The sequence below is a fragment of the Streptomyces sp. NPDC021020 genome (genome assembly GCF_044333285.1).
Taxonomy (GTDB): domain Bacteria; phylum Actinomycetota; class Actinomycetes; order Streptomycetales; family Streptomycetaceae; genus Actinacidiphila.
Genome location: NZ_JBIRQQ010000011.1, coordinates 174,605 through 195,679 on the forward strand (window position 1 = coordinate 174,605; position 21,075 = coordinate 195,679).

Genomic DNA, 21,075 nt, shown 5'->3' on the forward strand with positions numbered 1-21,075 from the left:
CTCCGGCGACAGCCCGGCTCCGCTCCGCGGGCGGCAACTCCCCGCACCGGCAGGCGCATCCGCCCCCGGGACGACCCGGCCGGCCCGAACGGCCCCGACGCGAACCGCCCCGCCACGGAAGGAGACCCGGCCGTGCCCCGTACGTCACCCACCGGCCCGCCGCCCGGCCCGCCCCGCTCCTCGTCCCGGACCGCGTACCGCCCGCCGCCGCACTCGCGGCCGCCGCCGTACGGACGGCCTGTCCGGCGCACCTCGGCACCACCCCGCAGGACTCACCAGGAAACGGCACGTCATGAGCACAACTCCCCCGCCCCCCGCAGTGAACGGCCTCTCCCCCACCCCGCCGCCCGCCGGTCCCCGGCAGCCCCCGCCCCTGCCCGGCTCACCCCGTGACCACGCGCGCGGCGCGCTCACCGGCCTCGCGATCGGCGACGCGCTCGGGGCCCCGGCCGAGAACATGAAACCGTCGCAGATCCGCAAGCGCTGGGGCCGTATCGAGGACTTCGTCACCGACGACCCCGCGGGCACCGACGACACCGAGTACGCGATCCTGTCCGGCCTGCTGCTCGGCCGGTACGGCTCCGCGCTCACCCCCGCGGACGTCGAGACGGCCTGGCACGTCTGGATCGCCGACCGCGACGAGGGCGCCTTCCGCGGCGCCGGGTTCAGCGAGCGCGGCACCTTGGAGAACCTCCGCCGGGGCCTGGCCGCGCCCATCACCGCGCAGCACCGGCACGCCTGGAGCGACGGCCTGGCGATGCGGGCCACGCCCTGCGGGGTCTTCGCCGCCGGGCGCCCCGCGGAGGCCGCGCGGCTGGTCGCGATCGACGGCACGGTCAGCCACGAGGGCGAGGGGATCTACGGCGGCCAGGCCGTCGCCGCGGGGGTCGCCGCGGCGATGGGCGGCGGCGACACCGCGGCTGTGATCACCGCCGCGCTCTCGGTGGTGCCCGAGGACTCCTGGACCGCGCGCTCGCTGCGCCGGGCGGTCACGGTCGCGAGCCGGCTCCGGCTGGACCCGGCCCTCGCGGTGCTCGACCGCGAGCGGGCGCTGCGCGCCGCCGTCGTCATCGGCGGCTACCCGTGGACGGACCTGGCACCCGAGGCGGTCGGGCTCGCGTTCGGCGCGTTCGCCCTGGCGGGCGGCGACTTCACCGGCTCGGTCCTCACGGCGGTGAACATGGGCCGGGACGCCGACACCACCGCCGCCGTCGCCGGAGCACTGGCCGGCACCCTCGGCGGCTGGACGGCGATCCCCGAGCGCTGGTCCAAGGCCGTCAAGGAGGTCCACGGCAGCTGCCTGCCCGCGATGGCCGGCTACCACGTCCTCGACATCGCCGACCTCCTCTCCCCCGACACCCCCACCCTGGCGGCGTCATGACCACCCCGAACGACCCGACCGCCACGCCTCAGCCCGCGCACACCGCCCCGCCCGGTCCGCCGGACCACGGCCCCGACACCCCCGCGCACCCCGTGCCGCCGGAGCACACGCCCGGCCGCGCCGACAGCCCGCCGCCTTCCGGGGGTTCCGCCCGGGGCGGGCAGGGCGGGGCGGCGTTGCCCGGGGCGCGGGGGGCCGAGGACGGGGCGCGGTCGCGGGTCGAGGGGATGCTGCTCGGGCTCGCGGCGGGGGACGCCGCCGGGTGGCCGGCGGCGCGGCACCGCGCGGTGCGGATGCCGGAGTGGACGCGGCGGCTCACCCGCGAGCTGGACACCTTCGCCGAGCAGAACGAGACCACGACCCTTCCCGTACCGATCGCGCTCAACCAGCCGCCCGAGCCGCTGCGGCTCGGCCCCTCCGACGACGCCGAGTGGGCGGCCTTCACCGCCGAGGCGGTCGTCGCCTCGCGCGGCGCGCTGCTCAGCGACCTCAGCCGGGACCGTCGGGTACGCGCCGCGGTGGACCTGGCGTGGATGTCGCTCGCCGCCGAGATCTCCTCGGCGGCGGCCCGCGCCCCGGAGGTCGAATCCGCGGAGATCCCGCTGCGCGCCCGTATCTCCGTACGCGCCGGGCTCGGCAATCTCGCGACCGGCCTGCGCCCGCCGGCCTCGGGCCACGACAACCCGCACTTCTTCGACGACGCGGCGTGCGTACGGGCGTGCGTCCTCGCGGTCGTCCACCCCGGCGACCCGGAAGGAGCCGCCGACCTCGCCGAGTTCGACGCGCGCTACACGCAGGACGAGGACGGCGTGCATGGCGCCCGCGCGATGGCCGCCGCGGTGGCGCTGGCACTCGCGGGCGCCACGGCCGCGGAGTGCGTGGCCGCCGCGCAGGCGCAGCTGCCGGTGGGATCGGAGATCGCGCGCAACGCCGAGCACGCCGTCGACCTCGCCCGGGCCGCGGCCGAGGAGGCCGCGGGCGGGCGGGCGTTCGGGCTCGTACCGCTGCTGGAGCACCAGATCATCGACCACGTCTACAGCTACGGCATCGCCGCCGCCGACACCGTGCCGGTCGCGCTCGCGCTGGTCCTCGCGGCGGACGGCGCCGCGGTCGAGGCGGTGCCCGCCGCGGCGTGCCTGTCGCGGGTCGCGGACTCCGCGCCCGCGCTCGCCGGGGCGCTCGCGGGCGCGCTGGGCGGCGCCCGTTCGCTGCCCGCCCCGTGGCGCGCGGCCTGCCGCATCCTGGCCGGCTGCGCGCTGCCGCGCCTGGCGGGCGTGGACCTCATGGAGCTGGCGGGGCGGCTCGCCGCCATCGAGCCGGCCGTGCCCACCACCCCCTTCCCGGAAGGACTCGCATCCCATGCAACCGACGCTTGAGGACCGCATCACCGGCTGCCTGGTCGGCGCCGCCGTCGGCGACGCGCTGGGCGGCCCGGTGGAGGGCTGGACGCCCGAGCAGATCGCCGAGCGGCACGGCGGGAGGGTGCGCGGCATCGTCGGCCCCTTCCACGCCGACTGGCGCACGGCCCGGCCCATCGCGCCTTACCACAAGGGCGACGGGCACGTCACCGACGACACCCTCATGACGCACGCGCTGATCCGGGTCTACGCGAAGGTGCGCGACCACCTGGACGCGTACAGCGTCGCCGAGCACCTGGTGCCCGACCTCATGGGGACGCCCCGCTGGGTCCCGGAGCTGGAGGCCGAGGCGCTGCCGCTGCAGCGGATCTTCCTGGCCGAGAAGTGGATCGTGGCGCGGCTGCACTACGGGCACGTCGACCCGCGGGAGGCGGGCGCGGGCAACATCGTCAACTGCGGTGCGGCGATGTACATGGCGCCGGTCGGCGCGGTCAACGCGGGCAATCCGGCGGGGGCCTACGCGGAGGCGCTGGAGGTCGCGGCGCCGCACCAGTCCTCGTACGGGCGGGAGGCCGCCGGGGTCTTCGCGGCGGCGGTGGCGGCGGCGTTCCTGCCGGGCGCGACGGCCACCAGCGTCGTCGACGAGGCGCTGGCCCTGGCCAAGGACGGCACGCGCGCGGCGATCGAGGCGGTGTGCGAGGCCGCGGTGGCGTACGACGACTGGGAGCGGGCGATCACGCCGCTGCGCGAGGCGGTCGCGCCCTTCGACACGGTCGGCCCGCACTACCGGGAGCCCTCGCTCGGCGCCCGCCGCCCCTCGCGGCTGCACGCCATCGAGGAGCTTCCGGTGGCGCTCGGCATGCTGCTGGTCGCCGACGGCGGGTACGAGCCCGCGGTGCTCGGCTCGGTCAACTACGGCCGGGACTGCGACTCCATCGCCACCATGAGCGGCGCGATCGCGGGCGCGCTGGCCGGCAGCGCCGCGGTGCCCGAACGGTGGAGCACCGAGGTCGCCCGCGCCAGCCGCCTCGACCTCCACACCCCCGCCGCCGACCTCTCCACCGTCACCCGCGAGGTCTTCACCCGCGACACCACCCGCCGCCGCACCCACGAAGCGGCCTTCACCGCAATTGCCGAGCCCCGATGAGCACCGCCCATCGACCCCGCCGAGCCGCGGGCGGCGCTCCCCGCACTGGCGCAGACCCGATGCCCACCGACCAACGGGCCCGCCGAGCCGCGAGCGGCACTCCCCGCACTGGCGCAGACCCGATGCCCACCGACCAACGGGCCCGCCGAGCCACGGCCGGCGGCCGACCTTGCGACGATCTGAGCGGCTCTGCCCGCACGGCCGGTGGCCCGGTGAACGCCGTCCGACGAACCCGCCCGCCCGCGGGCAGCGACCGACCCCACCACGACCCGAGCAGCCTTCCCCGTACCGCCGCAGGCCCGGTGAACGGCGCGAGTCGCCTTTCCCGCACGGCCCGAAGCCCAGGACTCGGCACGAGCCGTCGTCCCCACGACGCCGCAGGCGCGAGGCACCGAACGCCGCGGCTGCCCAGGGTGCTGGCCGAAGGCCGGAACGGACCGGCCGCGGCAGGCGAGCGGCCCGCTCGCTTGGCGAGCGTCGGCCCGGTGGCCACCGCGCCGCGGCAGGCCCGTACCCGGCGCGAGGACCGCCGGGCCGTGGCGGGCGGTCGGGGCGACCGGACGGCGCGGGCGCGGTGAGGGGGATGCTGCGGCTGACCTGGGTACAGCCCGAAGACCTCGTCGGCCATGAGCTCCGCCAGGCCGCGGAGGACGGTCGCGACGCGGCCGACGTGCGGCGCCGCTGGCTCGCCGCCGGGGGGCACACCGCGCCGCCCCGCGCCGGTGCCTCGCAGGTCCCGGCCGCTCCCGCGCTGCGCGCCCTGGCCGAGGCGCTGCTCGACGAACTCGCCGCCCGCCCCAGCCCGCTGGCCGCGGACGAGCCGACGGACCTCGACGCGATCCACGCCCTGGCCCCGGCATGGGCGCCCGGCGAAGCCGGACCGCCACTGCCCGTCGTGGGAGCAGGCGGCCCCGGCGCGGTGCCGGGGGCGGCAACCGACCGCGCCGGCCACGGGGCGGAGCGACCCGCCCCGCCGGAAGACCTCGTCCGGCGGCTGGAAGCCGGGTGGCTGGGGCGGGCCGCGGGGTGCCTGCTGGGCAAGCCCGTGGAGAAGCTGCCGCTGGAGGGGATCCGGGAGATCGCGCGGGGCACGGGCAACTGGCCGCTGCGCACGTGGTTCACCGGCGTGGGGCTGGATCCCGCGATCGCGGCGCGGTATCCGTGGAACAGACGCAGCGCGCCCACCTCGCTCGCCGAGAACATCCGCGGGATGCCGGAGGACGACGACCTCAACTACCCGCTGCTCGGGCTGCTGCTGCTCGAAGCGCACGGGCACGGCTTCCGCACCGCGGACGTCGCTCAGCTGTGGCTCGCCGAGCTTCCCGCGGGCCGGACGTTCACCGCGGAGCGGGTCGCGTACCGCAATCTGCTGGACGGGATCGAGCCGCCGCTCACCGCGCTGCGGCGCAACCCCTTCCGGGAGTGGATCGGCGCCCTCATCAGGGCCGACGTCCACGGCTGGACGCACCCGGGCGACCCGGCGGGCGCGGCGGACGCGGCGTGGCGGGACGCGGTGCTCACGCACACCGCCAACGGCGTGCTCGGCGCGATGTTCGCGGCCGCGGTGACCGCCGCGGCGGCGGGCGGCGGCGCGGACGTGCACGCGTGCCTCGCCGCGGGCCTCGGCGTGCTGCCGCCCCGCTCGCGGCTGGCGGCGGCGGTGCGGTTCGGCGTGTCGGCCGCCCGCGCGGAGCCGTCCGGCACGCCCGAGGGCTTCGCAGGCGTGGTGGACGCGCTGCACGCCGCGTACGGCGGCCACCACTGGGTGCACGTCCTGCCCAACGCGGCCCTGCTCGCCGCCGCGCTCACGCACGCCGGGGGCGACTTCTCCGGATCCGTCACCCGCGCCGTCTCCGGCGGCTGGGACACCGACTCCAACGGCGCGACGGCCGGCTCGGTCGCCGGGCTGCTCGCGGGTTCGTCCGCCGCGCTGCCCGCGCGCTGGACGGGCCCGCTGGAGAACCGCCTCTCCACGACTGTCGGCGGTCTCGACGGCATCGGCTTTGACACGCTCGCGCGGCGCACCGCCGCGCTCGCACACATGACCAGGGAAGGCAGCTCATGACCGTCACGAAGGCCGCGGTCGCGGTGCTCGGCAGCGCCAACATGGACCTGGTCGCGTACGCGAAGGTCGCGCCACGCCTCGGCGAGACCGTCACCGGCGAGTCGTTCCGTACCGTGCCGGGCGGCAAGGGCGCCAACCAGGCGATCGCCGCGGCGCGCGCGGGCGGCGCGGTCACCATGATCGGCGCGGTCGGCGACGACGACTTCGGCGTACGGCTGCGCGCGGCGCTCGACCGGTCGGGCGTCGACACGCTGCGGCTGCGTACGGTGCCGGGCCCGAGCGGCATCGCGCAGATCACCGTGGACGGCGCGGGCCGCAACGCGATCGTCGTCGTGCCCGGCGCCAACGGCACGGTCACGGCGCTGGCGCCGCAGGACGAGGCGGCGATCGGCGCGGCGGGCGCGCTGCTGCTCCAGCTCGAACTGCCGCTGGCCGGCGTGCTCGCCGGGGCCCGCGCGGCGCGCGAGCGCGGGGTGCGCACGGTGCTCACGCCCGCCCCCGCGCAGCCGCTGCCGGACGAACTCCTCGCCGTCACCGACCTGCTGGTGCCCAACGAGCACGAGGCCGCCGCGCTCAGCGGCGAGGACGACCCGCGGGCGGCGGCCCGCGCGCTGCTGGACGCGGTGCCGGAGGTGGTGGTCACGCTCGGCGCCGCGGGGTGCCTGTACGCCGTACGCGGCCGGGAGCCGCTGGCCGTGCCCGCGCTCAGGGCGGCGGCCGTGGACACCACTGCCGCGGGCGACACGTTCGTGGGCGCGCTCGCGGTCGCACTCGGCGAGGGCCGCCCGGCGGACGAGGCGCTGCGCTGGGCGACCGCCGCGTCCGCGCTGTCCGTCGAGCGGGAAGGCGCCTCGTCCTCGATGCCGCCCCGCGCGGCCATCGACGCGCGCGCCGCAGCCGGCCGCGCCGCAGCCGGGCGCGCTGCCGCCGGGCGCCCGGTGCCCTGACCGGCGCGCCGCCCGTACGTACCGGAACAACCGCACCAGAACCGAGGTACCACCCATGCACCACCACCCTTCCGGCGGCCCGTTGACCGGCCTGCGGGTCGTCGACATCGCCACGCTCTTCGCGGGCCCGACCGCCGCGATGCTGCTCGGCGACTTCGGCGCCGACGTCGTCAAGGTCGAGCATCCGCGCAAGCCCGACCCGTCCCGCGGCCACGGCCCCGCCAAGGACGGCGTCGGCCTGTGGTGGAAGCAGCTGGGCCGCAACAAGCGCACGATCACCGCCGACCTCGGCACGCCCGGCGGGCGCGACGTGCTGCTGCGGCTCGCGGCCGGCGCCGACGTGATCGTGGAGAACTTCCGCCCCGGCACCCTGGAGAAGTGGGGGCTGGGCTGGGAGGAGCTGTCGGCCGCCAACCCGCGGCTGGTGCTGGCCCGCGTCACCGCCTTCGGCCAGACCGGGCCGTACGCGCGCCGCCCCGGCTTCGGCACCCTCGCCGAGGCGATGAGCGGCTTCGCGGCGGCCACCGGCGAGCCCGAAGGACCGCCGACGCTGCCGCCGTTCGGCCTGGCCGACTCGATCGCCGGGCTCGCCACGGCGTACGCGGTCATGGCCGCGCTGGCCGGGCGCGACCGCACCGGCGCCGGGCAGGTGGTGGACATGGCCATCATCGAGCCGATGCTCGCGGTGCTCGGGCCGCAGCTCCTGTGGTACGACCAGCTCGGCTACGTGCAGCCGCGGCTGGGCAACCGCTCGAACAACAACGCGCCCCGCAACACGTACCGGACCGCCGACGGCGGCTGGGTCGCGGTGTCGTCGTCCGCGCAGTCGGTGGCCGAGCGGGTGCTGCGGCTCGTCGGGCACCCGGAGTTCACCGCCGAGCCGTGGTTTGCCACCGGCGCCGGGCGCGCCGCGCACGCCGAGGAGATCGACAAGGTGGTGGCCGAATGGATCGGCCGCCGCACCCGCGCGGAGGTGGTGACCGCCTTCGAGGAGGCGCAGGCCGCGGTGGCCCCCGTCTACGACGTGCGCGACGTCGCCGCCGACCCCCAGGTCCGGGCGCTCGGCACAGTGGCCCACGTCGACGACCCCGAACTGGGCGCCCTGCGCATGCAGAACGTCCTCTTCCGCCTCTCCGACACCCCCGGCACCGTACGCTGGCCGGGCCGCCCCCACGGCGCCGACACCGACGAGGTGCTGACCGAACTCGGCCTGACCGAGGCGGAGATCACCACACTGCGCGCGGAGGGGGCGCTGTGAGCGCCCCGAAGGCGACGGTACGCACGCGGGGCGCCGGGCCGGAGACGATCGGAGCCGGGCGCGCGGTGAGCGCGCCCGAGGTGACGGTGCCCGCGCCGGGCCGCGGGCCGGACGCGGTAAGCGCCGGGCGCGCAGTGAACGGGCCCGAGATGACGGCACGCGCGCCGGGCCGCGGGCCGGACGCCGTGGTGCCCGCACCAGGCGGCGAGCCGGACACGGCCGACGCCGAGCCCGCAGTGAACACGCCCGAAGTGACGACACGCGCGCCGGGCGCCGGGCCGGACGCGATCGGCGCCGGGCGCGCAGTGAACGGGCCCGAGATGACGGCACGCACGCCGGGCCGCGGGCCGGACGCCGTGGTGCCCGCACCAGGCGGCGAGCCGGACGCGGCCGGCGCCGGGCCCGCGGTGAACGGATCCGAGGTGACGGCACGCACGCCGCGCCGCGGGCCGGACGCGATCGGGGAGGGCGTGCTGTGAGCGGGCCGGAAGTGGCGGTGCCCGCGCCGAACGGCGGGCCGGACGCGGTCGGCGCCGGGCGGGACGACAGCCTCGTGCTGACCTGGCTCTACGCGCCGGGCGACCGGCCGGACGTGGTGGCCAAGGCGCTGCGGTCGGGCGCGGACGTCGTGCTCGTCGACCTGGAGGACGCGGTGCCGCCGGACCGCAAGGACTACGCGCGGGCCGCGACCGCGGAGCTGCTGGCCGAGCCCGCGCACGGGCGGCCTCCCGTCCACGTGCGGGTCAATGCGCTCGACGGCCCGCTGGCCGGGCCCGACCTGGCCGCGCTGGCGGGGCTGCCGGGGCTCGGCGGGCTGCGGCTGCCGAAGGTCGGCACGCCCGCGGACGTCGTCCGGGTGGTCCACGCGGTACGGGCGGCGGGGGCGGACGCGCCGCCCCTCTACCCGCTGCTGGAGTCGGCGCTCGGCGTGGAGAACGCCTTCGCCGTCGCCTGCGCCGACCCCGCGGTGCGCGGCATCGCCCTCGGTGAGGCCGACCTCCGCGCGGACCTCGGCCTGACCGGCGAGGAGGCCCTGACCTGGCCGCGGGTCCGCACGGTCGTCGCCGCCCGTGCGGCGGGCCTCGCGCCCCCGGCCCAGTCGGTCCACCCCGACGTCCGCGACCTGGTGGGCCTCGGCGAATCCTGCCGCCGGGGCCGCGCCCTCGGCTTCCTCGGCCGCGCGGCGATCCACCCGCGCCAGTTGCCCGTCATCGAGCGCGCGTATGCGCCTTCCGCGCAGGAGGTCGCGGCGGCCCACGAGATCCTCGCGGCCGCCGCCGCGTCCCCCGGTGCTCTCGCCCTCCCCGACGGCCGCTTCGTCGACCCCGCGGTCGTCGCCGTCGCCCACCGCACCCGCCTCCTCTCCACCCGCCCCCACACGGCGGACTGACCCGCGTCCCCCGCCGTGCGCTGCCGCGCGAGGCGCCCTCCGGCTGCGGCGCCGGGTGAGCGTTTTTAGGGGCGCGGGGAACTGCGCGGCCAGCCAGGACGTGCCGTCACGTCGTCACCGGCCCGAAGGGGCAGTTCGGTCCGTACCGGACCACCGGCCGGTGGTGGGTTGCTCGCGCAGTTCCCCGCACCCCTGATGGTTGCCCGGCGCCGCAACCGCAAGCTCGTCGCACGCCGCACGCGGGTTCTAGCGGCGCGTGGGAACGCCTCCCAGGCGAAGCTCGCGCGGGTCGTCACCGACCCAACGGGGCAGTACGGTCCGATCCGGACCACCGGCCGGTAGCGGGCCGAGCGCGCAGTTCCCCGCGCCCCCGGGCGCGCCCCCAGCGCAGGCGCAGCCTGAAGCAGGCTCGCCCGGCAAGGCGGAGGGGCCCGCTGAGTACGATCGGCTCCACGCCAGTGGGAGGGAGCGGGGATGGACGGCGAGGCGTTCTATCGAAACCTCGGCGGCAGCCGGTTCGAGAGCAGCTCGTGGACCGCCGGGCCCTGGAGCCCGAAGGCCCAGCACGCGGGGCCGCCCTCCGCGTTGATCGGGCGGGCGTTCGAGCGGCACGAGGCGCGGCCGGGGACGCGGATCGCGCGCGTGACGATCGATCTGCCCCGGCCCGTACCGGTCGGCGAGCTGGACGTCGAGGTGCGGACGGTGCGCGCCGGTGGGCGGGCGGAGCTGTTGGAGGGGCGGATCAGCGCCGACGGCAGGACCGTGCTGCTGGCCAGGGCGTGGCGGCTGGTGGCCGCTCCCGCGGACACCCCGGCGCTGAGCCCGGTGCCGTCCGTGCCGCCGGTGCCGGGGCCGCAGCCGAAGCAGGTGATGGCGGGGGCGTATCTCGACGGCTACGTCTCGGCAATGGAGTGGCGCTTCCCGCCGGGCGCGCCCGGCGCGCCGGAGCCGAGCTTCGACACGCCCGGGCCGGGCACGGTCTGGGCGCGGCAGCGCGTGCCGCTCGTCGCGGGCGAGGAGGACACCCCGCTGACGCGCGCGCTCACGCTCGCGGACAGCAGCTGGGCCGTCGCCTTCGAGCTGGACCACCGCAAGGACCTGGTGATCAACACCGACGTCACGCTGCTGCTGCACCGCGACCCGGTCGGCGAGTGGCTGTGCCTGCGCTCGGCGACGGCCGCCGCGCCCGGCGGATCGGGCCTCGCGCAGGGCGAGTTGCACGACGCCTCGGGCGACTGCGGCCGTATCGCGCAGACCCTGCTGGTCGCCGCGCGCTGAGCCGTACGGCCCCGGTCCCCGGCCGAGCCTTTCCGGTTCGGGAGGGTTTGTCCGCCATAATCGCGAACAGGAGCACGTAAGTGACACGGCGGACGGCGACCCGGGCGGATCGGGCACGACGGCAGAGGGTGGACCCATGGCCTCCACGGACCAGGCGGCGGGCGGCGGCACGCCCGGCAAGGGCGAGCGCAAGGGCAGCGCGCAGATCGGGGTGACGGGCCTCGCCGTGATGGGCCGCAACCTCGCGCGCAACCTCGCCCGGCACGGCTACGTCACCGCGGTCCACAACCGCACCGCGTCCCGTACCCGCGCGCTCGTGGAGGAGTTCGGCGACGAGGGCAGCTTCGTCCCCGCCGAGACGCCCGAGGAGTTCGTCGCCTCGCTGGAGCGCCCGCGGCGCGTCATCGCCATGGTCAAGGCGGGCGCCCCCACGGACGCGGTGATCGAGGAGTTCGCCGCGCTGCTGGAGCCCGGCGACATCATCGTGGACGCGGGCAACGCGCACTTCGAGGACACCCGCCGCCGCGAGCGGGCGCTCCGCGAGCGCGGCATCCACTTCGTCGGCAGCGGCGTGTCGGGCGGCGAGGAGGGCGCGCTGCACGGCCCGAGCATCATGCCCGGCGGCTCCGCCGAGTCCTACGCGGTGCTCTCCCCCATGCTGGAGGCCATCGCCGCGAAGGCCGACGACGGCTCGCCCTGCGTCGCCCACATCGGCCCGGACGGCGCCGGGCACTTCGTGAAGATGGTGCACAACGGCATCGAGTACGCCGACATGCAGCTCATCGCGGAGTCCTACGACCTGCTGCGGCACGCCCTCGACCTGCCGCCCGCCCGTATCGCCGAGGTCTTCCGCGGCTGGAACCAGGGCCGCCTGGACTCCTACCTCATCGAGATCACCGCGCAGGTGCTCGCGCACAACGACGCGGACACCGGCAGGCCGTTCGTCGACATCGTGCTGGACCAGGCGGAGCAGAAGGGCACCGGGCGCTGGACGGTGCAGACCGCGCTCGACCTCGGCGTGCCGGTCAGCGGCATCGCCGAGGCCGTCTTCGCGCGTTCCGTCTCCGGCCACGCCGACCTGCGGGCCGCCGCGCGCGAACTGCCCGGGCCCACGCCGACGCTGCTGGACAGCGCCGCGTACGACCGCTTCGCGGAGGACGTCGAGCAGGCGCTGTACGCGTCGAAGATCATCGCGTACGCGCAGGGCTTCCACCAGATCGCGGTGGGCAGCGCGGAGTACGGCTGGGACATCGACCAGGGCCGGGTGGCCGCGATCTGGCGGGCGGGGTGCATCATCCGGGCGGCCTTCCTCGACCGGATCCGCGCGGCGTTCGACGGCCGCCCCGACCTGCCGACGCTGCTCGTCGACGAACACTTCTCCGACGCCCTGCGCGGCGCCCAGAGCGCGTGGCGGCGGGTCGTGAGCACCGCCGCCGAACTCGGCGTGCCCACGCCGGGTTTCGCCGCCGCGCTCGCGTACTACGACAGCCTGCGGGCGGAGCGGCTGCCCGCGGCGCTCGTCCAGGGCCAGCGCGACTTCTTCGGCGCCCACACCTACCACCGGGTCGACCGCCCCGGCACCTTCCACACCCTCTGGGCCACCGAGGACCGCCAGGAGGTCACCCCTTCCTGACCCCCGGATCCCCGGCGGACCGGTCGGGCCATCCCCGCAGCTCGGCCGGGGCGCAGTCCTCGACCACCCGGCCGCCCGCCAGCACCACGACCCGGTCGGCGACCCGTACCGTCGACGGCCGGTGGGCGACGACCAGCGCGGTCCGTCCGCGGAAAGCCGCGCGCATCGCGTCCTGCACGGCGCGCTCCCCCGGGATGTCGAGGGCCGCGGTGGCCTCGTCCAGCACGATGACACCGGGGTTTACCAGGAAGACGCGGGCCAGGGCGATCAGTTGGCGCTCCCCCGACGAGAAGCGCCCGCCGCGCTCGCCGACCCCGGTCAGGTAGCCGTCCGGGAGGGCGGCGACGAAGCGGTCGGCCCCGGCCGCCTCCGCGGCGCGCCGGATCTCCTCGGCAGTGGCCTCGGGGCAGGCCAGCGCGATGTTGTCGGCGACCGTGCCGGAGAAGAGGAAGCCCTCCTGCGGGATCATGACCACCCCGCGGCGCAGCTCGGACGTCCCGAGGGACCGCAGGTCGACGCCGTCGAGGAGGACCCGGCCACCGGTCGGGTCGTGAAAGCGCGCCAGCAGCTTGGCCAGTGTGGACTTCCCCCCGCCCGAGGCGCCGACCAGCGCGACCGTCTGCCCGGCGGGGATGTCGAGCGTGCAGCCGCTCAGCACCTCGGGCCCGCCGAGGTAGGCGAAGGAGACGCCGTCGAAGCGGACATGACGCCCGGTCCGGTGCGCGGGGAGCGCGGGGAGCGGGACGGGCTCGGCCGGTTCTGCGACGTCCGGGCGGACCGCGAGCAGCGCGGCGATCTTGCCCAGCGAGGCCGCCGCGGCCTGGTAGGCGTCGAGGACGCCGCCGAGCCGGAGCGGCCGGTCGTAGAGATCGCGCAGGTAGAGCACGGCACCGGCGTAACTGCCGAGCTCCAGGGTGCCGGCGGCCACCCGGTAGCCGCCCCACAGCGCGAGCCCCGCGACGGCGGTGTTCGCGACCAGGCGCGAGGACGTCACGTAGCGCGCCATCTCCAGTTGGGCCCGGCGGTTCTCCGCCCGGTGCCGCTGGTTGAGCACCGCGAACCGGCGGTCGTTGGCAGTCTCGCGGCCGAACGCGCGGACGGTGCGGATACCTGCGAAGGTCTCGCTCATGTCGGCCGCCACCGCACCGGCCGCGGTCGACCGCCGGTGGTAGACGTCGAGCGAACGCCTGCGGAAGGAGCGCATGGTCCAGTGGACGGGGATCAGCGCGGCCAGCGCGGCGGCGCCGAGCCGCCAGTCCAGCACCAGCAGCGCCACGGAGACGTAGACCAGGGAGACCGCCGCGGTGACGATCTGGTCGACGCCGCTGTCGAACAGCTCGCGGACGGTCTCGACGTCACCGGACGCCCGGGAGGCGAGCGTGCCGGCCGCGTGCTCGTCGTGGAAGGCCACGCTCTGCGCCTGGAGGTGGGTGAAGAGCCGCGTGCGGAGTTCGGCGACGACGTCCTGCCCGGCTCCGGCGGACAGCCGGACGAACAGCCTGCGCAGCGGCCCGGCGGCCACCGCGCAGCCCGCGGATCCGGCGGCGACGGCGACGAGCGGTGCCGCGTCGCCGCCCCGCAGCGCCGGGATCGCCCGGTCGACGGCCAGCGCGACGAACACCGGCCCGGCGAGCGCCGCCGCCTGCTGGAGCAGCACGACCACCACGGCGGGCCACAGCCGCACGTCCGGCCCCGCGGCGGAGCGGAGCAGGCGCCATGCCGCCCTGCGCGGTGGCACCGCCTCCAGCAGGCCGGCCGGCCGAGGAGGCGTCACCGCCCCTCCCCGACCGGCGTCATGAGGGCGCGGTAGGCGGCGCTGGTACGCAGCAGCTCGTCGTGCGTGCCCACCGCGACCACCCGTCCGCCGTCCAGCATCGCGACCCGGTCGGCCAGCAGTACGGTCGCCGGCCGGTGGGCGACCACCAGGGCCGTCGTCGAGGCCAGCACCTCCCGCAGCGCGTCGTGGATACGGGCCTCGGTGTCCATGTCCAGGGCCGACAGCGGATCGTCCAGGACGGCGACCCGGGGCCGCCGGACCATGACCCGCGCCAGCGCGATCCGCTGCCGCTGGCCGCCGGACAGCGACATCCCGTTCTCCCCGACCAGGGTCCGCACGCCGCCGGCGAGCCCGCCGACGAATTCGCCGGCGCAGGTGGCCCGCAGCGCCCGGTCGAGCTCGTCAGGACCGGCGGCCACCCCCATGAGGACGTTGTCGGCGACCGTGCCGGAGAACAGCACCGGCGCGTCGAAGGCGACGGCCACCGCGGAGGTCGCCTCGGCCCGGGTGAGGGTCGACATGTCGACCCCGTCGAGCAGCACGCGACCGGCGGTGGGCTCGTACAGCCGCGCCGCCAGTGCGGCGAGCGTGGACTTCCCGCTCCCGGTGGCCCCGACCACGGCCAGCGTCTCCCCCGCGGCAACGCGCAGGCTGACGTCCCGCACCGCGGGCGGGTCATCGGCGGCCGCGTCCGGGTGGCGGAAGCAGACCCCGGCGAACACCAGCTCACCCGGCCCCCGGTCCCCGGCCGGCCCACCGGCCTCTTCCTCCGCCACGTCGGCCGGCTGATCGAGCACCTCGACGTACCGGTCCACGGCGGCCGCCCCGTCGTGGCACGCGGCCAGCAGCCCCCCGGTCTGCTCGACCGCCGGCCGCAGCGCGGCGGCCGTCCCCATGACCGCCACCAGTGTCCCGGTCGACAGCTGCCCGTGCGCCACCTGGACCGCGCCGATCACCAGCGCGCCCGTCACGGCCAGCCCGGGAAGCACGGTGAGCGGCACCGCGATGCCGCCGACCAGCCGCGCCTTGTGCAGCTCCGCCTCGCGCACCTTCCCGACCTCGTCGCGGAAGCGGGCGACGCGGTGGTCGCCACGCCCGAAGCCCTTGATCACGCGGATGCCCGCCACCGACTCCAGCACCGACGTCGTCAGGTCGCCCGACAGATCCCGCGCCCGCCGGGTCGCGGCCGCGTACCCGGACTCGAAGCGGTAGGACAGGAGGACCAGCAGCGGAACGGGCGCCAGCAGGACGGCCGCGAGCACCCACTGCTCGCGGATCAGGATCGCCGCGCCGGTGACGAGGGTTGCGGCGTGCACCGGCAGGAACGTCAGCGGCCCGGCGACGACCATCTGGACGGCCTGCGGATCCGATGTGCCCCGCGACAGCAACTGCCCGCTGGACCAGCCGTCGTGCACGGCGATCGGCAGACGCTGCGCATGCCGGTGGAAGTCGGCCCGCATCCCCGCCTCGATGTCGGCGAGCGCCCCTGCGGCCACCCAGCGCCGCACCCCGAAGACCGCCGCCTCCGCGGCCCCGACTACCAGCAGCGCCACCCCGCCGGCCACCACCCCGCCCGGCTCACGCCGCGCCACCGGCCCGTCGACGATCCCCCTCAGCAACTGCGGCACGCCCAGCGCGAGCACTGCGGCCACCGCCGCCAGCCCCGTAGCGGCCGGCAACCTCCAGCGATACGGCCGCACATACGGCCACAAGCGCGCAAGCGAGCGCGCGGTTGACACAGAACGTTCACGACTGAACACGGTGGTCTCCGAAAAAAGCGGCCCACCGCCACGCCGATCCGGCGCCTCAGACGATGAGCGGGATGTGTCGTACGACTGCCTGCACGCACCACGCCGTCACTCCAGCCATCGCCAACACCCCCTTTCCTCCTAGCCGTTCAGCCACCAGCAACCACCTCACGCTACACGGCGCCCCAAAAAGCGCACGGGGCGCGTGGGGGCACCTCCCCCACCGGCAGAAGGTCCCGCGACAGCAAGGCCCGGCACCCCTCGGGGCTCACGGGCGCGAGGAACTGTGCGACAAACCCACCACCGGCGGACGGTCCCGCAACGGCACAACGCGGCACCCCTCGGGGCCCCGGGGGCACCCCCACCCGCGGAAGGTCCCGCGAGAACCACCGCCCGCCCCGCGCAGGGGCAACCCCCGCCTCCCCCGGCCTACGGCCGGGTGAGCATGCCCCACCCCGGCGCGTAGTTCCCGTGCAGGATGAGCGACGCCGCTCCCACCGCCCCCACCGCGTCGCCGATCACGCTCTTCTCGACCTCGATCCGCCGGATCACCCGTGCGACGCATGTCGCGTTGACCGCCGCGTCGATCTCCTCGCAGAGGATGTGCTCGATCCCGCGGATCGACTCCCCGCCCAGCACGACGCGCGAGACGTCCAGCAGCGCGACCGCCCCCCGGGTGGCCTGCCCGAAGCGGCGCCCGGCGCGGCGTACGGCGTCGAGGGCCGCGGGGTCGGCGGCCCTCGCCGCCTGCCGCAGCAGCTTCCAGTCGCGGTGCACCGCGTCCGCCGCGCCGGTGACGCCGATCCGCGCGGCCGCCTCCGGCCCGTGCCGCTGCACGAGGTCGCCGATGACGCCGGCGGGGCTGACGTACGGGCCGACGCAGTTGCTGCCGCCGCAGTCGCAGGGCAGCCCGTCCGCGGCGATGGCGATGTGGCCGAACTCGCCCGCGTTGCCCGAGTCGCCGTGCAGCACCGTGTCGTTGAGGACGATCCCGGCGCCGACCCCGGTGCCGAGGTAGAGGAAGAGAAAGCTTCCGGCGCGCCTGCGGCCGCCTATCCAGCGCTCGCCTATGGCCGCGGCGGTGGCGTCGTTGTCCATGGCGACGGGCATGCCGGTGGCGTCCTCGAACATCGCGCGCAGCGGCACCCGGCCCCAGCCGGCGAAGTTGGGCGGGGAGACGACGGCGCCGGCGGGGCCGTCGATCGGGCCGGGCGCGGCGATGCCGGTGCCGAGCAGCCGCGCCGGGTCGACCTGCGCCTTGGCGGTGAGCCGGTGGGCGGCGGCGGCGACCCGCGGCACGACCTCCTCCGGCGCGGCCCCGTCGGGCAGGCCCACCCGGCGGTTGGCGAGGACCTCCCCGGCGAGGTCGACGACGACGACCACCGCGGCGTCCGGGTCGAGTTGCACGCCGACCGCGTACGCGCCGTCCGGCCGCGGCGAGAGCAGGGTGCGGCGCTTGCCCCCGCTGGAGGGGGCGTAGCCGGATTCGGAGACCAGCCCGGCGTCGAGCAGCCGGCGGACCACGTTGGAGACGGTCTGGCTGGTCAGACCGGTGAGCGGGGCGAGTTCGACGCGGCTGACGGGCCCCGCGGTGCGGATCGCGTCGAGCACCACGGCCTGGTTGTAACCGCCGACCCGCGGAAGATTCGTCCCCTGTGTCACTGCTCCCCGCCTTTCGCCACGCCCCCCGGCACCGCCGTCCCCGGGGCGGTCGCGGCGAAGTTTACCTGCCGGATCCGTTGACTTACTCCATCCATTGGATTTAGCTTCGCCGTCATGCCAGGGCATGTGACCCTGCTGATCGGGGGCGGGCCCACCGGGCGGCCCCCGGTGCGGTCCGCCGCGCCGCGGGCCGATTCGGGCCCTTCACCGGAGGTCAAGCGTGCGAACGAGACGTCGAGCGGTGATTGCCGCCGCGGTCCTCACCACCGTGAGCGCGGCAACGTTGTCAGGGTGCGGCTCCGGCTCCGGGGCGTCGGGAAAGACGATCAAGGTCGTCTACCAGCAGCAGCTCAACAACAGCAATCACATCCAGGCGGATTTCCTGGGCCCGATGGTCAAGCAGTTCGAGAAGGCCAACCCCGGCACCACCGTCAAGCTCGTCCCGGTGACCGCGAGCGAGAACGACTACTACACCAAGATCCAGCTGATGATGCGCTCCCCCGCGACGGCGCCCGACATGGTCTACGAGGACACCGCGACGATCAACTCCGACGTGGCGAGCGGCTATCTCCGGCCGCTGGACGACTATCTGAAGACCTGGCAGGACTGGAGCGCCTTCGCCGCCCCCGCCAAGGCCGCGATGAAGTATTCGGACGGCAAGACCTACGGGGTGCCGGACAACACCGACACCCGCGGCCTCTGGTACAACAAGCAGCTCTTCACCCAGGCCGGCATCCCCGTGCCGTGGCAGCCGAAGACGTGGGCGGACGTGCTGACCGCGGCCCGTACGGTCAAGGCCAAGCTGCCCGGCGTGACGCCGCTGAACGTCTACACCGGTGTCGCGGCGGGCGAGGCGTCCTCGATGCAGGGGTTCGAGATGCTGCTGTACGGCACCCCGGCGGCGAACGACGCGCTGTACGACGGCAAGCAGGGCAAGTGGGTGGTCGGCAGCAAGGGCTTCACGGACGCGCTGGACTTCCTGCACACCGTGTACGGCGAGGGCCTCGGCCCCTCCCCGCAGCAGGCGCTGGGCGCCAACATCCAGGCGACGGTGGCCACCGAGATGATCCCCGCGGGCAAGCTCGCGATCGACCTCGACGGCTCGTGGATGCCCAACAGCTGGATCCGCACCGGCCCGAAGCCCTGGCCGCAGTGGGAGAGCACGATGGGCATGGCCTACATGCCGACGCAGAACGGCCAGGGCAGCGGCAAGGTCAGCATGTCCGGCGGCTGGGCCTGGTCGATACCGGCGAAGGCCAAGAACCCCGATCTGGCCTGGAAGTTCACGCAGTTCCTGGAGACCAGGGCGAATTCGGCGCAGTGGAACAGCGTCAACGCCACCATCGCGGTGCGCACCGACGTCGCCTCCGACCCGGCCTACCTCAAGTCGCTGTCCAGCAACGGGTTCTTCACCGCGCTGGTCCCCGACACGTACTACCGGCCCGGCGTGCCCGCGTACACCCAGGTCTCCAGCGCGATCCAGAAGGCCATGGAGTCGGTGACGACGGGCCAGGCCTCGGTCGACAAGGCCGCGTCCACCTACGACAGCGACGTGAAGGCAGCGGTCGGCGGCGACAAGACCGTCAAGGGCGCGCAGTGACCGCCACCGCCACCACCGCCCCCGCCGCCCGGCCGCGTCGCGGCCGGGCGGTGTCCGGCCTGCTGCGCGGCATGCCGCTGCTGCCCGCGCTGGTGCTGCTCGCGGTGTTCCTGGCCGGGCCGGTCGCGTACTGCGTCTACTACGCCTTCACCGACATGCAGCTGACCGGCTCCTCGGGCACGCACTTCATCGGCTTCGACAACTTCAGCCGCGCCTTCCACGACCCGGATTTCGCCAACGCCGTGCGGCTGACGCTGGTCTTCGTGATCGGCTCGGCCGTCATCGGGCAGAACACGCTGGGGCTGGCGCTCGCGGTGCTGATGCGGAAGGCCTCCCGGCCGGTGCGCACGATCACCAGCACGGTGGTGATCTCCGCGTGGGTGCTGCCGGAGGTGGTGGCGGGCTATCTGATGTACGCGTTCTTCTTCCAGCAGGGCTCGCTCAACGCGATCCTGCACGGCCTCGGCCTGCCGCGGCAGAACTGGCTGTACACGCTGCCGATCCTGGCGGTGTGCCTGGCCAACGTCTGGCGCGGCACCGCCTTCTCCCTGCTGGTGTACTCCGCTGCGCTCGACGATGTGCCGCAGGAGCTGGTCGAGGCGGCCGAGGTGGACGGCGCCGGGCCCTGGCAGCGGCTGTGGCGGGTGACGCTGCCGGTGATCCGCCGCTCGGTGATGACCAACCTGATGCTGATCACCCTGCAGACGCTGTCGGTCTTCGGACTCATCTGGACCATGACCCGCGGCGGCCCGGGCAACAAGACCGAGACGCTCCCGGTGTTCATGTACCAGCAGGCCTTCACCAGCAGCCTGATCGGCTACGGCACCGCGGTCGCGCTGGTGCTGCTGGTGGTGGGCGCGCTGTTCTCGGTGGTCTACATCCGCATGCTGAAGGTCGAGGAGGACTGATGGCCGTCACCGAACGCCTGCGGACGGTACGGGTCCGGCCCGTCGCCGGCCGCGGCACGGCGGAGCGCACCCGCGCGCGGCGCCGCCGCACCGGCCGGGTCGCCGTCAACACCGGCCTGCTGGTCTTCTCGGCGCTCTACCTGGTGCCGCTGCTGTGGATGCTGCTGGCCTCGGTCGACGCGCACGCCGACTTCCGGCTGTCGGTGCCGACGCCCACCGGGGAGAACTTCCACCGGATCCTCGACAACGACATCACCTACCGGCCGATGCTCAACGGCCTGCTGCTGTGCGGCGGCGGCACCCTGCTGTGCGTGGTGTGCTCGGTGCTGGCGGCCTACCCGCTGTCGCGCTACCGGTCGAGGATGCGGCGGCCCTTCCTCTACACCGTCCTCTTCAGCACCGGGCTGCCGATCACCGCGGTGATGATCCCGGTCTACAGCATGTTCGTGCAGGTCGACCTGATCGACTCGATGCCGGGCACGACGCTGTTCCTGGCGTCGGCCGCGCTGCCGTTCGGGATCTGGCTGATGAAGAACTTCATGGACGGCGTGCCGCTGGTACTGGAGGAGGCCGCCCGGATCGACGGGGCGGGCACCCTCCAGGTGCTGTGGCGGATCGTGCTGCCGCTCATGTGGCCCGGCGTGATCGTGGTGACGATCTTCACCTTCATCGGTATGTGGGGCAACTTCTTCGTCCCCTTCATCCTGCTGCTCTCCCCGGAGAAGCTGCCCGCGTCGGTGAGCGTCTTCACCTTCCTGAGCGCGCACGATCAGACGCAGTACGGCCAGCTGTCCGCGTTCTCCATCGTCTACTCGATACCCGTCGTGATGCTCTACCTCGTCCTGGCCCGCAAGCTCGGCGGCGGCTTCGCCCTGGGCGGCGCCCTCAAGGGCTGACCCGGCGCCGCCCCCTCCGCTGCCGAC

16 protein-coding genes are annotated in these 21,075 nt (G+C 75.4%); 13 read left to right on the forward strand and 3 right to left on the reverse strand.

Annotation, left to right across the window (positions count from 1 at the left end; genetic code table 11):
* The first annotated feature begins 292 nt into the window (after positions 1-292).
* The 10 genes from ACH4SL_RS29880 (at position 293) to gndA (ending at position 12,457) form a co-directional block, all read left to right on the forward strand.
* On the forward strand, positions 293-1,381 hold the full coding sequence (locus ACH4SL_RS29880; RefSeq protein WP_398451183.1) for an ADP-ribosylglycohydrolase family protein: 1,089 nt from the start codon (positions 293-295) through the stop codon (positions 1,379-1,381).
* A complete protein-coding gene (locus ACH4SL_RS29885; protein ID WP_398451186.1) occupies positions 1,378-2,757 on the forward strand; it encodes an ADP-ribosylglycohydrolase family protein in 1,380 nt (459 codons plus the stop codon). Before ACH4SL_RS29880 ends, ACH4SL_RS29885 begins: the two co-directional genes overlap by 4 nt.
* Positions 2,741-3,886 carry an ADP-ribosylglycohydrolase family protein gene (locus ACH4SL_RS29890; RefSeq protein ID WP_398451188.1) on the forward strand — a complete coding sequence of 382 codons (1,146 nt, stop codon included), beginning with the start codon at positions 2,741-2,743 and terminating at the stop codon, positions 3,884-3,886. Before ACH4SL_RS29885 ends, ACH4SL_RS29890 begins: the two co-directional genes overlap by 17 nt.
* A gap of 583 nt (positions 3,887-4,469) precedes the next feature.
* Complete coding sequence (locus tag ACH4SL_RS29895) at positions 4,470-5,951, forward strand: ADP-ribosylglycohydrolase family protein (protein ID WP_398451190.1); 1,482 nt, start codon at positions 4,470-4,472, stop codon at positions 5,949-5,951.
* Positions 5,948-6,898: a ribokinase gene (locus tag ACH4SL_RS29900; RefSeq protein WP_398451192.1), complete on the forward strand. Its 951-nt coding sequence runs from the start codon at positions 5,948-5,950 to the stop codon at positions 6,896-6,898. Before ACH4SL_RS29895 ends, ACH4SL_RS29900 begins: the two co-directional genes overlap by 4 nt.
* 55 nt (positions 6,899-6,953) lie before the next feature.
* Entirely contained in the window at positions 6,954-8,156 is a 1,203-nt protein-coding gene (locus ACH4SL_RS29905; RefSeq protein ID WP_398451194.1) for a CaiB/BaiF CoA transferase family protein, read from the forward strand.
* Entirely contained in the window at positions 8,153-8,635 is a 483-nt protein-coding gene (locus ACH4SL_RS29910; protein ID WP_398451196.1) for a hypothetical protein, read from the forward strand. Before ACH4SL_RS29905 ends, ACH4SL_RS29910 begins: the two co-directional genes overlap by 4 nt.
* A 17-nt stretch (positions 8,636-8,652) precedes the next feature.
* Complete coding sequence (locus ACH4SL_RS29915; RefSeq protein ID WP_398451412.1) at positions 8,653-9,546, forward strand: HpcH/HpaI aldolase/citrate lyase family protein; 894 nt, start codon at positions 8,653-8,655, stop codon at positions 9,544-9,546.
* A 474-nt stretch (positions 9,547-10,020) separates the two neighbouring features.
* The gene (locus ACH4SL_RS29920; protein ID WP_398451198.1) at positions 10,021-10,824 is read left to right on the forward strand and encodes a thioesterase family protein; all 804 of its coding nucleotides are present in this window, start codon (positions 10,021-10,023) and stop codon (positions 10,822-10,824) included.
* Positions 10,825-10,960: 136 nt separating this feature from the next.
* Positions 10,961-12,457 carry an NADP-dependent phosphogluconate dehydrogenase gene (gene gndA / locus ACH4SL_RS29925; RefSeq protein ID WP_398451200.1) on the forward strand — a complete coding sequence of 499 codons (1,497 nt, stop codon included), beginning with the start codon at positions 10,961-10,963 and terminating at the stop codon, positions 12,455-12,457.
* Here gndA and ACH4SL_RS29930 read toward each other — a convergent pair.
* From ACH4SL_RS29930 to ACH4SL_RS29940, 3 genes are all read right to left on the reverse strand, one after another.
* A complete protein-coding gene (locus ACH4SL_RS29930) occupies positions 12,444-14,231 on the reverse strand; it encodes an ABC transporter ATP-binding protein (protein WP_398451202.1) in 1,788 nt (595 codons plus the stop codon). The two genes, gndA and ACH4SL_RS29930, sit on opposite strands and share 14 nt — an antisense overlap.
* Positions 14,228-15,913, reverse strand: a complete 1,686-nt coding sequence (locus ACH4SL_RS29935; protein WP_398451204.1) for an ABC transporter ATP-binding protein — start codon at positions 15,911-15,913, stop codon at positions 14,228-14,230. Before ACH4SL_RS29935 ends, ACH4SL_RS29930 begins: the two co-directional genes overlap by 4 nt.
* A 498-nt stretch (positions 15,914-16,411) precedes the next feature.
* The gene (locus ACH4SL_RS29940) at positions 16,412-17,644 is read right to left on the reverse strand and encodes an ROK family protein (RefSeq protein WP_398451206.1); all 1,233 of its coding nucleotides are present in this window, start codon (positions 17,642-17,644) and stop codon (positions 16,412-16,414) included.
* 244 nt (positions 17,645-17,888) lie between these two features.
* Here ACH4SL_RS29940 and ACH4SL_RS29945 point away from each other — a divergent pair, with 244 nt between their 5' ends.
* The 3 genes from ACH4SL_RS29945 to ACH4SL_RS29955 are packed head-to-tail and all read left to right on the forward strand — an operon-like array spanning position 17,889 to position 21,048.
* Positions 17,889-19,244 (forward strand): extracellular solute-binding protein, encoded by a 1,356-nt coding sequence (locus ACH4SL_RS29945; RefSeq protein WP_398451414.1) that lies wholly within the window; start codon positions 17,889-17,891, stop codon positions 19,242-19,244.
* Entirely contained in the window at positions 19,241-20,152 is a 912-nt protein-coding gene (locus ACH4SL_RS29950) for a carbohydrate ABC transporter permease (RefSeq protein WP_398451208.1), read from the forward strand. The genes ACH4SL_RS29945 and ACH4SL_RS29950 overlap by 4 nt, the downstream gene beginning before the upstream one ends.
* Entirely contained in the window at positions 20,152-21,048 is an 897-nt protein-coding gene (locus ACH4SL_RS29955; protein WP_398451210.1) for a carbohydrate ABC transporter permease, read from the forward strand. The genes ACH4SL_RS29950 and ACH4SL_RS29955 overlap by 1 nt, the downstream gene beginning before the upstream one ends.
* Positions 21,049-21,075 lie beyond the last annotated feature (27 nt).

Excerpts from the sequence above, each read along its gene's own strand:
- ACH4SL_RS29905 (WP_398451194.1), top strand. The coding sequence starts at position 6,954 with ATGCACCACCACCCTTCCGGCGGCCCGTTGACCGGCCTGCGGGTCGTC.
- ACH4SL_RS29900 (WP_398451192.1), top strand. The coding sequence starts at position 5,948 with ATGACCGTCACGAAGGCCGCGGTCGCGGTGCTCGGCAGCGCCAACATG.
- ACH4SL_RS29885 (WP_398451186.1), top strand. The coding sequence starts at position 1,378 with ATGACCACCCCGAACGACCCGACCGCCACGCCTCAGCCCGCGCACACC.
- ACH4SL_RS29955 (WP_398451210.1), top strand. The coding sequence starts at position 20,152 with ATGGCCGTCACCGAACGCCTGCGGACGGTACGGGTCCGGCCCGTCGCC.
- ACH4SL_RS29890 (WP_398451188.1), top strand. The coding sequence starts at position 2,741 with ATGCAACCGACGCTTGAGGACCGCATCACCGGCTGCCTGGTCGGCGCC.
- ACH4SL_RS29880 (WP_398451183.1), top strand. The coding sequence starts at position 293 with ATGAGCACAACTCCCCCGCCCCCCGCAGTGAACGGCCTCTCCCCCACC.
- ACH4SL_RS29920 (WP_398451198.1), top strand. The coding sequence starts at position 10,021 with ATGGACGGCGAGGCGTTCTATCGAAACCTCGGCGGCAGCCGGTTCGAG.
- gndA (WP_398451200.1), top strand. The coding sequence starts at position 10,961 with ATGGCCTCCACGGACCAGGCGGCGGGCGGCGGCACGCCCGGCAAGGGC.
- ACH4SL_RS29895 (WP_398451190.1), top strand. The coding sequence starts at position 4,470 with ATGCTGCGGCTGACCTGGGTACAGCCCGAAGACCTCGTCGGCCATGAG.